At 72.7% G+C, this 13,129-nt stretch carries 14 protein-coding genes and 1 pseudogene; 11 read left to right on the forward strand and 4 right to left on the reverse strand.

Features of this window, described 5'->3' with window-relative positions; translation table 11 throughout:
* Positions 1–643: pseudogene (locus F8274_RS25480) on the forward strand (cell division protein DivIVA); the annotation flags it as partial.
* A gap of 75 nt (positions 644–718) precedes the next feature.
* On the opposite strand, the gene F8274_RS25485 reads toward F8274_RS25480, so the two are convergent.
* On the reverse strand, positions 719–943 hold the full coding sequence (locus tag F8274_RS25485; protein ID WP_151464901.1) for a DUF2631 domain-containing protein: 225 nt from the start codon (positions 941–943) through the stop codon (positions 719–721).
* A gap of 89 nt (positions 944–1,032) precedes the next feature.
* Here F8274_RS25485 and F8274_RS25490 point away from each other — a divergent pair, with 89 nt between their 5' ends.
* The 3 genes from F8274_RS25490 (at position 1,033) to F8274_RS25500 (ending at position 4,370) form a co-directional block, all read left to right on the forward strand.
* Positions 1,033–1,890 carry a tol-pal system YbgF family protein gene (locus tag F8274_RS25490; RefSeq protein ID WP_151464902.1) on the forward strand — a complete coding sequence of 286 codons (858 nt, stop codon included), beginning with the start codon at positions 1,033–1,035 and terminating at the stop codon, positions 1,888–1,890.
* A gap of 126 nt (positions 1,891–2,016) precedes the next feature.
* Entirely contained in the window at positions 2,017–3,606 is a 1,590-nt protein-coding gene (locus F8274_RS25495; protein ID WP_151464903.1) for a Rieske 2Fe-2S domain-containing protein, read from the forward strand.
* Between the two features lie 110 nt (positions 3,607–3,716).
* A complete protein-coding gene (locus F8274_RS25500) occupies positions 3,717–4,370 on the forward strand; it encodes a TMEM175 family protein (protein ID WP_151464912.1) in 654 nt (217 codons plus the stop codon).
* Here the strand turns inward: F8274_RS25500 and F8274_RS25505 are convergent.
* Both F8274_RS25505 and F8274_RS25510 read right to left on the reverse strand, forming a co-directional pair.
* Positions 4,351–5,952, reverse strand: a complete 1,602-nt coding sequence (locus F8274_RS25505) for an NAD(P)/FAD-dependent oxidoreductase (protein WP_151464904.1) — start codon at positions 5,950–5,952, stop codon at positions 4,351–4,353. The two genes, F8274_RS25500 and F8274_RS25505, sit on opposite strands and share 20 nt — an antisense overlap.
* A gap of 75 nt (positions 5,953–6,027) precedes the next feature.
* Entirely contained in the window at positions 6,028–6,870 is an 843-nt protein-coding gene (locus tag F8274_RS25510; protein ID WP_151464905.1) for a YhjD/YihY/BrkB family envelope integrity protein, read from the reverse strand.
* Positions 6,871–6,905: 35 nt separating this feature from the next.
* Here F8274_RS25510 and F8274_RS25515 point away from each other — a divergent pair, with 35 nt between their 5' ends.
* From F8274_RS25515 to ispG, 7 genes are all read left to right on the forward strand, one after another.
* Complete coding sequence (locus tag F8274_RS25515) at positions 6,906–7,460, forward strand: GNAT family N-acetyltransferase (protein ID WP_151464906.1); 555 nt, start codon at positions 6,906–6,908, stop codon at positions 7,458–7,460.
* Between the two features lie 201 nt (positions 7,461–7,661).
* Positions 7,662–7,871: a hypothetical protein gene (locus F8274_RS25520; protein WP_225853971.1), complete on the forward strand. Its 210-nt coding sequence runs from the start codon at positions 7,662–7,664 to the stop codon at positions 7,869–7,871.
* The gene (locus F8274_RS25525) at positions 7,868–8,263 is read left to right on the forward strand and encodes a type II toxin-antitoxin system VapC family toxin (protein ID WP_151464907.1); all 396 of its coding nucleotides are present in this window, start codon (positions 7,868–7,870) and stop codon (positions 8,261–8,263) included. Before F8274_RS25520 ends, F8274_RS25525 begins: the two co-directional genes overlap by 4 nt.
* Positions 8,264–8,355: 92 nt before the next feature.
* Positions 8,356–8,676: a hypothetical protein gene (locus F8274_RS25530; RefSeq protein ID WP_151464908.1), complete on the forward strand. Its 321-nt coding sequence runs from the start codon at positions 8,356–8,358 to the stop codon at positions 8,674–8,676.
* Between the two features lie 43 nt (positions 8,677–8,719).
* Positions 8,720–9,931, forward strand: coding sequence for a 1-deoxy-D-xylulose-5-phosphate reductoisomerase (dxr, locus tag F8274_RS25535; RefSeq protein WP_151464909.1), 1,212 nt, complete (start codon positions 8,720–8,722; stop codon positions 9,929–9,931).
* Positions 9,931–11,178, forward strand: a complete 1,248-nt coding sequence (locus tag F8274_RS25540; protein WP_151464910.1) for an RIP metalloprotease — start codon at positions 9,931–9,933, stop codon at positions 11,176–11,178. The genes dxr and F8274_RS25540 overlap by 1 nt, the downstream gene beginning before the upstream one ends.
* A gap of 9 nt (positions 11,179–11,187) precedes the next feature.
* A complete protein-coding gene (gene ispG, locus F8274_RS25545; protein WP_151464911.1) occupies positions 11,188–12,363 on the forward strand; it encodes a flavodoxin-dependent (E)-4-hydroxy-3-methylbut-2-enyl-diphosphate synthase in 1,176 nt (391 codons plus the stop codon).
* 60 nt (positions 12,364–12,423) lie between these two features.
* On the opposite strand, the gene F8274_RS25550 is transcribed toward ispG, so the two are convergent.
* Positions 12,424–13,068 (reverse strand): helix-turn-helix domain-containing protein, encoded by a 645-nt coding sequence (locus F8274_RS25550; RefSeq protein ID WP_225853972.1) that lies wholly within the window; start codon positions 13,066–13,068, stop codon positions 12,424–12,426.
* Positions 13,069–13,129: the final 61 nt, after the last annotated feature.

Genomic DNA, 13,129 nt, shown 5'->3' on the forward strand with positions numbered 1-13,129 from the left:
AGGAGACAGGGGTGCCCCGATGGGGCACGGCGGCCCGCCCTGCCGCGGCCTGCCTCCGGGCCCGGGCGGCTACGGCCAGGACGAGCGCTTCGACGGCTTCGAGGCCGGCCGGCACGGCCGCGCCGACATGACCGCCGAGATCCGGATGCCCGAGCGCGAGCTGCGTGATCTGCGCGGTCGCGGCCCGGCCGGCCCGCCGCCGCTGCCGCAGCAGGGCTACGGCCCGGACCAGGGCTACGGCGGCCCCGAGCAGGGCTACGGTGCCCCGGAGCAGGGCTACGGTGGCCCGGAGCAGGGCTACGGCGGCGGCCCCGGGATGCCCGGCCCGCCGATGGCCGGCCCGCCGGTCGGTGGCCCGCCGATGGTGGGCCCGCCCATGGCCGGCCCGCCCGGCAGCGACCTCTACCGGGTGGACCAGATCCGCCGCAGCTTCCAGGTGCGCCGGTTCGGCAGCGGGTACGACCCGGACCAGGTCGACCGGTTCTTCGAGACGCTGCTCGGCGGCATGCAGGGCCGCAACCCGATGCCGGTGAACCCGAAGGACCTGGACACCCTGCGCTTCGGGCTGGTGCCCGGCGGCTACTTCGAGGCCGAGGTCGACGCCGCGCTCAAGGACGTGCAGGACATCCTGCTCGGCCGCTGAGCCCCCGCACGACGACCAAGGGCCCGTCCCCGATCGGGGACGGGCCCTTGCGCGTACCGGTCGAGCGCGTGCGGGTCAGGACCGCAGGCCGTTGCGGCGCAGCACCGCGTCGCCGATGACGATGGCCAGCAGCAGTGCGGCGATCCCGTACAGCCAGATGTCCTCGACCCGGCCCTGTTCGTTGCCGCAGAACGCCATCAGTACCAAGGCCACGGCCGAGAGCACCGCGCCGATCCGCCCGGACTTGCGGTGCCCCGGCCGGTGCTGATCGGGTGCGGTTACCGGCTCACTTCCAGCCACTGTCGGTCCTTCCCTCGCGATCGGATCTCCGGCTAGTCTGGCACGCCCCGTGGCGGCCCCGGTGCGGGGTCCGACCTGATGGGGGACACATGACCCGCGAGGACGACCGCGAGCTGTACAAGCGGGCCAAGCAGGCGTGGGACGCCGAGGACTGGCCGGTCGCCGGGGAGCTGTGGGAGCGCCTGGCCCGCCGGTACCCGGACATCCCGGCGGCCGAGTCGTGGTGGTACAACGCCGCGCTCGCGTACAAGTTCCTGCGGAACTGGGCGAAGGCGTACGACCTGGGGCGGGAGGCGGCCGCCCGGTCGGCGCGCGGCAGCGAGGACCCGGCGTTCTGGAACCTGGGCATCGCGGCCACGATCATGGAGGACTGGGCGACGGCCCGGGACGCCTGGTCGGGGTACGGGCTGAACGTCCCGGTCGGCGAGGGCGAGATCGAGGCCGACTTCGGCACCACCCCGATCCGCCTGAGCGGTGGCGAGGTGGTGTGGGCCCGGCGGCTCTGCCCCACCCGGGCCCGCGTCCTGAACGTGCCGACGCCAGGGTCCGGCCGGCGGTTCGGCGAGGTCGTGGTGCACGACGGGGCGCCCAACGGCGAGCGGACGGTCGACGGCCGGACGTACCCCGTCTTCGACGAACTGCTGCTGTTCCGGGCCTCGGAGCTGCCGACCAACACCGTCGAGGTGGTCGCCGGCACGCCGGAGGACGTTCGCGCGCTGGCCGCGTCCTTCGACCAGCACGGGTACGCGGCGGAGCCGGCCAGTGGCGTACGGACCCTGTGTGCCTGCTGCAGTGAGGGATCCGTGCACCAGGACCGCGACCACGAGGTCGGCGGCGGGCAGCGGGTGCACGTCGCGGCGCCGGTGGACCGCATCGCCGGGCTGCTGAACGCCTGGTGCGCGGCGGCGCCCCGGCGGCGGAGCTGGACCGGAGCGATCGAGGGCTGAGGTCTCCCGGGCCGTCGGACCTGCCCCGGCGGGGCGGAAGGCCACTACCGGCGTCGCGGGACGGCGACCACACTGCCTCCGGTAGCGTCTTGACGTACGCCTGATGCCTTTTTGAGGGGGACTGCGGTGCGAGTGACCGGTACGGGCCATGCCAGCATGCGGATCGACACGGCCGCGGGCAGCATCCTGTGCGACCCGTGGGTCAACCCCGCCTACTTCGCCTCCTGGTTCCCCTTCCCGGACAACTCCCAGCTCGACTGGGCGACCCTCGGCCAGTGCGACTACCTCTACGTGTCGCACCTGCACCGGGACCACTTCGACGCGAAGCACCTGCGCGACCACATCTCGAAGGACGCCACCGTCCTGCTCCCCGAGTTCCCCACCTCGGAGATGGAGGACGAGCTGCGGGAGCTGGGCTTCACCAAGTTCCTCAAGGCCCCGAACGAGCAGGTCGTGGAGCTGCCCGGCGGCCTGAAGATCATGATCCAGGCGTTGACCAGCCCGACCGACGGCCCGATCGGCGACTCCTCGCTCTGGGTCGAGTACGACGGGGTCCGGCTGCTCAACCAGAACGACGCCCGCCCCACCGACCTGACGGTCTTCGCCGAGCTGGGCCACGTGCACGCCCACCTGCTCCAGTTCTCCGGCGCGATCTGGTATCCGATGGTCTACGAGCTGCCCCAGGCGGCGAAGACCGCGTTCGGCAAGCAGAAGCGCGAGCGGCAGTTCGACCGCACCTGGCGCTACATCGACGACCTGAAGGCCGACCACGTCTTCCCGATCGCCGGCCCGCCCTGCTTCCTCGACGACGAGCTGTTCCAGTTCAACGACGTCTACGGCGACGAGGGGAACATCTTCCCCGACCAGTCGGTGTTCCTGTCCGAGTACGCGAAGGTCGGCGGGACGAACGGCATCGTCCTGTTGCCGGGCAGCGTCGCGGAGGTCACCACGGAGGGCGCGACCACCACCCACCCGGTGCCGGTCGAGGAGTTCTTCGCGAACAAGCGCGCCCACCTGGAGGAGATGCGGGAGCGCAAGCGCCCGATCATCGAGGCCGAGAAGGCGTCCTGGCGGCACCCCGAGGTGGACGTGCTCGGCGAGATGAAGCGCCGCATCGAGCCGCTGCTGGACGAGTCGATCTACCTGGCCAAGGGTGTCGGCGGGCCGGTCCGGTTCGACCTGGTGGGCACTGACGACTCAGGCGGTGAGTCGATTGAGTCGATCGTGGTGGACTTCCCGGGGAAGGAGGTGCGGCCGTACGCGGACGAGAAGGTCCGCTACCGGTTCCGCACCGAGCGGGCGCTGGTCGAGCACCTGCTGCACATCGGCGAGGTGGACTGGGTCAACTCGCTCTTCCTGTCCTGCCGGTTCTCGGCGGCCCGGATCGGCCAGTACAACGAGTTCGTCTACGCGTTCTTCAAGTGCCTCTCCGAGGAGCGCCTCCAGTACGCCGAGGGCTGGTACGACGAGCACGAGCGGGCCGTCGACGCCGAGGACATCACCCTCGACGGCTGGGTGGTGCAGCGCCGTTGCCCGCACCTGAAGGCGGACCTGAGCCGGTTCGGCATCGTGGAGGGCGACCAGCTCACCTGCCAGCTGCACGGCTGGAAGTTCGACATGGCGAGCGGCCGCTGCCTCACCAGCGTCGGGCACAAGATCCGCGCCCACCGGGCGGACGCCGACACCCCGGCCCCCGCGGGCGAGGCCGTCAGCTGAGTTTCCCCCCGCGCGCCGCCCCCGCCGGGTGACCATCAGGTCGGGAAGGGGGCGGCGTGACGGACGCGGACGCGAGGGACAGGGACTACCGCTACCGGCGTGACCGGGAGATGACCCGGGACGCCTCCCGGGTGGAGACGTTCAGCGACGGTGTCTTCGCGGTCGTGCTGACGGTGATGGCCGTCGAACTGCTCCAGAACGGCCCGGCCCGGGAGCCGGGGCAGCAGCTCCCCGACGCCCTCGTCCAGGCCTGGCCGACCTACCTGGCCTACGTGATCACCTTCGGGATCGCCGGCCAGATCTGGCTCGGCCATCACAACATGTGGCGGTACGTGGTCCGGGTCGACCAGGTGCTGCTCATGTTCAACCTGCTCGTGCTGCTCTTCGTGGCCGCGATCCCGTTCACCGCCGACCTGCTGTCGGACAACCTGCGCGGCAGTGAGACCGAGCAGCGGCTGACCGCCGCCCTCTACCTCGGCACCGTGCTGGGCGAGTCGCTCTTCTTCAACCTGAGCTGGTGGTGGGCCCGGCGGCACCGGCTGCTCCACCCCGACCTGGACCCGCAACTGGCCCGGGCGGTCTCGCGGCGGCTGGTGGTGCGCCCGCTGCTCTACACGATCGCCTTCGCCTTCGTCTTCGTCGACCCGATCCTCAGCCTGCTCCTCTACCTGCTGCTGCTTGTCGGCCTCTCGCTCGTCCGCCGCCCCGGCGACCTGCCCCGCGCCGTCGAGGCCGGCGGCGAGGTCAGCGGCCGAGGTCGCTGAGGATCCGCTGGGCGGCGTTGTGCCCGGCCGCGCCGATGACGCTGCCGGCCGGGTGGCAGCCGGCGCTGCCCGCGTAGACGCCGTCGACCCCGGTGGCGTAGGGCATCCGGTCGGTGAACGAGACGGTGTTGTCGACGTGGTGGATGTGCCCGCCGGTGATGCCGAAGTGTGCCTCGATGCCCGGCGGGGGCAGCGGCACGGCGTCGGCGATCAGGTCGCGGGTGCCCGGCGCGTACCGCTCGCAGATGTCGATGAGCCGGTCGACGTAGCCGGGCAGCGCCGCGTCCCAGGTGGTGCCGGCCAGCTCGTAGGGGACCGACTGGACGAAGAGCGCCGACGAGTGGTGCCCGGCGCCGTCGGAGAGCGACGGGTCGACGGTGGTGTGCAGGTACCACTCGATGGTCGGCTCCTCGGGCAGCCGCCCGGCCTGCACGTCCGCCCACATGCCGCGCAGCGCGGCCATCGGGGCCTCGCCGCCGGCGCCGACCAGTGAGGCCGAGCCGGGGAGCAGGTGGATGGTGGACCCGAACGGGCTCGGCGCGTCCGCCGGCAGGCAGGAGAAGCGGGGCAGGCCGGTGAGCGCCAGGTTGAGCTTGAGCGTGGTGCCGGGCCGGCGGACCGCCGCCATCCGCGCGCCCAGCTCGGCCGGGAGCGCGCCGTCGGGCAGCAGCTCCATCAACCGGTACGGGTCGCAGGCGCCGAGCACCACGGAGGCGGCCACCTCCCGCCCGTCGGCCAGCACCACCCCGCCCGCCGCGCCGCCGTCGAGGCTGACGGCGGTGACCGGCGCGCCGGTGACGATGCGGGCGCCGGCCGCCCGGGCGGCGTCGGCGAAGGTCCGGGAGACGGTGCCCATCCCGCCCTGGGCGATCATCCAGGTGCCGTCCGAGCCGGGCAGCCGGCACATGTTGTGCACCAGGAAGTTGTGCCCGGTGCCCGGGTCGTCCGGCCCGGCGTTGAGCCCGGAGAGGCCGTCGGTGACCGCGTACATGCTGACCAGCAGTTCGGAGCGGAAGTCGAAGCGCGCCAGGTAGTCGGCCACCGAGCCGCGGACGAGGTCGACGAAGGCCTGCCGGAGGGCGGGCCGGACGTACCGTTCGGCGGTCTCCTCCACCGGCAGCGGCTCCGCGAGCCAGGCCGGCGCCAGGTCCTCGCGGAGCTGGGCCAGCTCGGCCTGGAGCGCGTCGTCGGCGGCCACGTCGGCGGGCGAGAAGAACTCGGCGAGCTGCCGCCGGGTGCTCGCCGTGTCGCTGCCGAAGAGCAGGTACGGCGAGCCGAGCCCGCCCGGGGTGGGCAGGAAGTAGTGCGGGTCGCGGCGAAGCACCGGGATCGTCACGTCGAGGGTGGCGAGCAGCTCCGGCGGCATCAGCCCGAGCAGGTACGACCCGGTGGAGTGCCGCAGCTCGGGCACCTTGGGGAACGGGTTCTCGGTGCGGGTGGCCCCGCCGATCACGTCGGCGGCCTCCAGCACCAGCACGTCGAGGCCGGCGCGGGCCAGCAGGATCGCCGAGACCAGACCGTTGTGCCCGGAGCCGACCACGACGACGTCGGCGCGGGACGGCAGCTCACTCGCTTCGCTCATGCCCGGGCAGCCTAGCGGCGCGGCACCCGGTCCGGGGAGGGGTCGGCGGAGCGTGCGCGAAACCGGGGGCCGCGGTCACGCGCGGGCGGCCGCCCGGGTCGCCCGCCAGCGGGAGAGCGCCAGGGTGGCCGAGTAGCCGGCCAGCACGATCACGTGGAACAGGTAGAGCCACAGCAGCACGGCGACCCCGCCGCCGATCTCGTCGAACCCGCCGAACGGCGCTCCCAGGTCCAGCGGCAGCGAGCAGAACAGCACGAAGCCGTGCAGGAACCCGGACAGGTTCGCCGCGGTGAACGAGCCCAGGCCCAGCGTGGCGAGCCAGTCCGGGGCGGCGGGACCGACCACCCGGAACACCCAGACCAGGACCGGGGTGAGCACCAGCCAGGTGGCCAGGAAGGAGAGCACCACACCCAGTGCACCCACCCAGCCGCCCTGCTTCACCAGGTGGGTGGTGAGCGGCAGCGCCAGCAGCACCGACAACAGCAGCGCCGGGGCCGGGGCGAGCAGCGGGAGCAGCAGCAGCCGCCCCCGCCAGCCGACCAGGGTCCCGGCCTGGCCGGGCGGGTTGGCGACCGACACGAACGCCCGGCGCAGGCCCTCCCCGTAGAGCGACGCCGGCAGCAGCGACGCGAGCGCCAGCAGCGGGGTCAGCCCCAACCCGGCCTCGACGAGCGCGGCCACCGCGCGGTCGGCGCCGATGTCGGTGGGCAGCGTGTCGATGGCGTACGAGGTGAGCCGGCGCACCCGGTCGTCCCCGGCCAGCAGCCCGGTCAGCCAGATCGCCAGCAGCGCCACCGGCACCACGGCGATCGCCCCGTAGAACGTGATCGCGGCGGCGTGCAGCGAGAGGTCCCGCCCGCGTACCGGCCGGAACGCCACGCCGGTGATCCGCTTCGCCCGCTGCCATCCCGCACCCATCGCCACCTCGTTCCCCGTGGGACGCCTCGGCACGCATGACGATCCGGCGTGTGCTCACCTCGACCGAGCGGCTGGTGGTCCGGGACTGGACGGAAGCGCCGGACGACCTGGCCCGGATCTACGACATCTACTCCCGGGACGAGGTGATGCGCTGGCTGGGCGGCGGCGCAGGGCGGATGACGGACCCGACCGAGGCCCGCGAGCGCCTGCACTCCTGGCGCGAGCGCTACGCGCCGTACGCCGGCCGGTGGGGCATCTGGGCGATCGAGCCGCGCGGGGCCGGTCGGGCGGCCGGCAGTGTCCTGCTCAAGCCGCTGCCCGGGCGGGACGGCGTCACGCCCACCGACGACATCGAGGTCGGCTGGCACCTGCACCCCGACGCGCAGGGGCACGGCTATGCCACCGAGGCGGCCCGGGCCGTGCTGGAGCGCGAGTTCGCCACCGGCACTCGCCGGGTCCACGCGGTGGTGATGGCCGGCAACGCGCCGTCGATGGCGGTGGCCCGGCGACTCGGCATGACCCACGTCGGCACCCGCACCGACTGGTACGGCGGCGCCGAGTTGGAAACCTTCGTCCTCCGCGCGGACTGAGCGGCGGCCCCCTCGGAATCTTGGACACTCCCCGTCAGCCGCGAACGGAAGGTCTCCAAGAAATCTGTCTCGATCTCCCCTCGCCGCTCATGGCGCACCCTTTGTGCGAGGCCTGGTCGTTCCGGTGTGCGAGCTTTCGATGTGAGCGGCCCTGGTGGCGGCCTCGGGTGTGAGAATGGAGGCTTCCGTGAGGTGGAGAAGGTGAGCGCCGTCATGTCGACCGACGCGCAGCGAGACCCGCACGAGCCCGCCGCAGCTCACGTGCCGGCGGACGAGCTCGCCCGGCGCCAGGGTGTACAACCGGTCCGCAGCCTGGACGATCTGGCACGGCCTGCGCTGTTCGAGACGGACGACGAGCTGGATCGCTTCCTCGCCGACCTGTACGCCTCCCGGCACGAGGGTGCTGCGTGAGCCTGGTCGTCCTGGACACCGACGTGGCGTCGGCGATCCTGCGGGGCCGGGTCGACGACCGGTTGCGTGCTCGGCTCACCGGTCGGACCCTCTGCATCACCTTCGTGACCCTCGGCGAATTGACCAAGTGGACCGTGGTGCGGAGCTGGGGGCCGCGGAAGCTGGCGGACCTGGCTCAGTGGCGGCGACACGTCGTCCTGTTGCCCTTCGAGGAGTCTGTCGCGGTCACCTGGGGGCAGCTTCAGGCCACCGCGCAGCTGCGGGGACGGCCGAGGCCGGTCAACGATTCGTGGATCGCGGCCTGCTGCCTGGTGCACCAGCTGCCGCTGGCCACCTTCAACGGCAAGGACTACGCGGACCATGAGGGCCTCCGGCTTCTCGACTTGGCCTGACCACGGTGGGGCGGCTGCCTCCTTCGAGCTGCTGGTCGCCGGGATCACGCCTGGACCGCCGGTGACGGCTGGAGCTGCTGCCGGAGAACAACGTGCTGCGAAGTTCCGGGGGCGGCCGGCGGCCGGCCGACATCGGAGCGGCCGTCCTGCTCGGGGAGATCGCGCCGACCCGGCTCATCGACCGGCCGCGGGAGTACGCGGCGGCCGGGGTGCCGTTCTTCCTCCGGGTCGACCTGCGTAACCGGGTGCCGGCGCTGGCTCTCTACGAGCTGGTCGAGGGGGAGTACCACCCGCTCGCCGCGGCCGCGGCCGGCGCCACCTTCGTGATGCGGCAGCCGTTCGAGTTCAGCGTCGACCCGGCGGATCTGCTGGACGAGGAGGCGCCCGAGGAGGAGCCGGGCGCGGGGGAGTGAGGCTCCCAGCGGGCGCTCAGGAGGGCTGGGGGAGAATGGGCGGGTGACGTCTCCCCGTGCCCTCGTCCTGCTCGGCTCGACCGGTTCGATCGGCACCCAGGCCATCGACATCGTCCGGCGCAACCCGGACCGGTTCCGGGTGGTGGCCCTCGGGGCCGGCGGCGGCAACGTGGAGCTGCTCGCCGCGCAGGCCCTGGAGTTGGGCGTGGACGCGGTCGGGGTGGCCCGGGCGTCAGCCGCCCAGGATCTCCAGCTCGCGTTCTACGCCGAGGCGAGCCGGCGCGGCTGGGCCACCGGCGACTTCAGGCTGCCCAAGATCGTGGCCGGGCCGGACGCGATGACCGAGCTGGCCGGGTGGCCCTGCGACGTGGTGCTCAACGGGGTGGTCGGCTCGCTCGGGCTCGCGCCGACCCTGGCCGCGCTGCGCGCCGGGCGTACCCTCGCGCTGGCCAACAAGGAGTCGCTCGTGGCCGGCGGCCCGCTCGTCAGGGCTGCCGTGACGCGGCCGGGGCAGATCGTGCCGGTCGACTCCGAGCACACGGCGATGGCCCAGTGCCTGCGCTCCGGCGCCCGTTCCGAGGTCCGCCGGCTGATCGTGACGGCCAGCGGCGGGCCGTTCCGGGGCCGGCGACGCGACGAGTTGACCGAGGTGACGCCGGAGCAGGCCCTCGCGCACCCCACCTGGAACATGGGGCCCGTGGTGACGATCAACTCCGCCACCATGGTCAACAAGGCCCTGGAGGTGATCGAGGCGCACGAGCTGTTCGACGTGCCCTACGCCGACATCGAGGTGATGATCCACCCCACCTCGGTGATCCACTCGATGGTCGAGTTCGTCGACGGGTCCACGATCGCCCAGGCCAGCCCGCCGGACATGCGCCTGCCCATCGCGGTCGCGCTCGGCTGGCCGGACCGGGTGCCGGGTGCCGCCGCCGCGGTGGACTGGACGGCGGCACACACGTGGGAGTTCTTCCCGCTCGACGACGCCGCGTTCCCGGCGGTCGCGCTCGCCAAGGCGGCCGGCACAGCGGGGCGCTGCCGGCCGGCGATCTACAACGCGGCGAACGAGGAGTGCGTGGCGGCCTTCGTGGCCGGCCGGCTGCCCTTCCTCGGCATCGTCGACACCCTCGAACGGGTGTTGGAGGACGCTCCGGACTTCGGCGAACCAGGTACCGTCGAGGACGTGCTCGCCGCCGAGTCGTGGGCACGGGGGCACGCCCAGGCGATCATCGCCGGGTCGCTGGAAGGAGCCTGATGAGTTACCTGCTCGGGGTGGCGCTGTTCGCCCTGGCGATCCTCATCTCGGTGAGCCTGCACGAGGCGGGGCACATGCTCACCGCCAAGGCGTTCGGGATGAAGGTCACCCGCTACTTCGTCGGCTTCGGGCCGACGCTCTGGTCGTTCAAGCGGGGCGAGACCGAGTACGGCGTCAAGGGCATCCCGCTCGGCGGCTTCTGCAAGATCGTCGGCATGACCCCGCAGGACGACGACGTCGAGCCGGGGGACGAGAAGCGCGCCATGTGGCGCTACCCGGTGTGGAAGCGGACGATCGTGATGTCCGCCGGCTCCATCACCCATTTCGCCCTGGCCCTCGTCACCCTCTGGATCCTCGCGGTCTCCGCCGGCCTGCCCAACCCGGAGTTCCCCAACACCGAGGAGGGCTTCAAGGCCGAGCCGGCCGTGATCGCCCTGGCCCCGTGCGTGGTGGTGGAGAACGCCGCCCGCGCCTGCCAGACCGGTGACCCGGCCAGCCCGGCCGAGAAGGCCCAGCTCCAGGACGGCGACCGCATCACGGCTGTGAACGGCCGGCCGGTCTCCACCTGGGGCGACATGCTGGACGTGGTCCGGGCCACGAAGCCCGGCGCGGCCGCCGTCGCGTACGTCCGCGACGGCAAGCCGGCCACCGCCACGGTCGACCTGGCCGCCGTGCAGCGCCCGCCGTTGGGCGACCCGAAGGGCGCCACGTCGGCGGTGTCCGCCCTCGGCGTCGCGCTCCGGCCGACCACCCCCACCCGCGTCGAGTACGGTCCGGTCGCCGCGTTCGGCGCGACCGCCGACTTCACCGGCAACATGGCGGTGCAGACCCTGCACGCCATGCAGCGGATCCCGCAGAAGGTCCCCGCCCTGTGGACCGCGGTCACCGGCGGCGAGCGGGACGTGGACACCCCGATCAGCGTGGTCGGCGCCAGCCGGCTCGGCGGCGAGGCCGTGGAGAACAACGCCTGGCTGGTGTTCTTCATGCTCTTCGTCTCGCTGAACTTCTTCATCGGCGTGTTCAACCTGCTGCCGCTGCTGCCGCTGGACGGCGGCCACATCGCCATCGCCTGGTTCGAGCGGGCCCGCTCCTGGCTCTACGCGCGGATCGGCCGGGCCGACCCGGGCCGCGTCGACTACCTCAAACTCATGCCCCTCACGTACGCGGTGATCCTCATCGGTGGCGCGTTCACGCTGCTGACCGTCACCGCGGACGTCGTCAACCCGATCACGCTCTTCTCAAGGTGAGTGCCTGAAGTGACCGCTGTCAGTCTCGGTATGCCGCCCGTACCGCCGCCGCCGCTCGCCCCGCGCCGGGCCAGCCGCCAGATCATGGTCGGTTCGGTGCCGGTCGGTGGGGGCGCGCCGGTCTCGGTGCAGTCCATGACCACCACCCTGACCGCCGACGTGAACGCCACCCTCCAGCAGATCGCCGAGCTGACCGCGTCCGGCTGCCAGATCGTCCGGGTGGCCGTGCCCTCCCAGGACGACGTCGAGGCGCTGCCCGCGATCGCCCGGAAGTCGCAGATCCCGGTGATCGCCGACATCCACTTCCAGCCGAAGTACGTCTTCGCGGCGATCGACGCCGGCTGCGCCGCGGTCCGGGTGAACCCGGGCAACATCCGGCAGTTCGACGACAAGGTCAAGGAGATCGCGCGGGCGGCCGGCGACGCGGGTGTGCCGATCCGCATCGGCGTGAACGCCGGCTCGCTGGACAAGCGCCTCCTGGCCAAGTACGGCAGGGCCACCGCCGAGGCGCTGGTCGAGTCGGCGCTCTGGGAGTGCTCGCTGTTCGAGGAGCACGGCTTCCGGGACATCAAGATCTCGGTCAAGCACAACGACCCGGTGGTGATGATCCGGGCGTACCGGCAGCTCGCCGAGCAGTGCGACTATCCGCTGCACCTGGGTGTGACCGAGGCCGGCCCGGCGTTCCAGGGCACCATCAAGTCGGCGGTGGCGTTCGGCGCGCTGCTGGCCGAGGGGATCGGCGACACGATCCGGGTCTCGCTCTCCGCCCCGCCGGTCGAGGAGATCAAGGTCGGCAACCAGATCCTGGAGTCGCTGGGCCTGCGCGAGCGGGGCCTGGAGATCGTCTCCTGCCCGTCCTGCGGCCGCGCCCAGGTCGACGTCTACAAGCTGGCCGAGGAGGTCACCGCCGGCCTGGAGGGGCTGCCGGTGCCGCTGCGCGTGGCCGTCATGGGCTGCGTGGTGAACGGCCCGGGTGAGGCCCGCGAGGCCGACCTCGGTGTCGCCTCCGGCAACGGCAAGGGCCAGATCTTCGTCAAGGGCCAGGTGGTCAAGACCGTGCCCGAGGGCCAGATCGTGGAGACCCTGATCGAGGAGGCGCTGCGGATCGCCGACGAGATGGGCGCCGAGATCCCCGAGGAGCTGCGCGGCCTGGTACCGGGCGGCGCCACGGTCACCGTGCACTGACCCGCCGATCCACCGGCGACGTGCGGCCGTCCCCGTCCGGGGGCGGCCGCACGCGCCGTTTCAGGCCCGTGCGACCGGCCGGGGCACGGCGGCGAACTCGGAGAGGGTGAACCACCGGGGCAGGGCGCGGCGGAGCGCCTCCGGCCCGACCACCTCCACGGCGCCGCCGCGCAGGGCCGCCGGCCAGTCCAGGTCGCCCAGCCACACCTGGACCAGGGCGCGCAGGCTCGCGTCCACCCGCACGGCCACCTCGTGCCCGGGGTCCACGTCGCAGACGTCGGCCTCTCCGGTGGCGATGACCAGCCACCAGTCGCGCACCGTCGCGGGCACGTCCCGGAAGCGGAAGTGCACGACGGTACGCCCCGCCGGGACGGCGTCGTGGTCGACGTGCCGGTGCATGTCCCACAGCAGGAGCTTCGGGTCCAGGTCGGCGTCGCCCAGCTCACCGATCCAGCGCACCCCCCACGCGCCGAGGGCCTCGAGCACCGGCCGCAGCTCGCGCCCGGCCTGGGTCGGGACGTAGCGCACGTCGGCGCCGTCGACGTGCCGTTCGACCACCCCGGCGCGGACGAGCTGGTGCAGTCGCCGGGACAGCAGGGTGGGTGACATCCGCGGCAGGCCCCGGCGCAGGTCGTTGAAGCGCTCCGACCCGCTCACCAGTTCCTGGACGACGAGCAGCGTCCAGCGCTCGTCGAGCAGCTCCATGGCCTACGCCACGGTCGCCGCGGAGGTCATCCCGGAGCTGGGGGTGGCCCTGGTCGAGGCG

Source organism: Micromonospora sp. AMSO31t (genome assembly GCF_008868175.1).
Taxonomy (GTDB): Bacteria; Actinomycetota; Actinomycetes; order Mycobacteriales; family Micromonosporaceae; genus Micromonospora.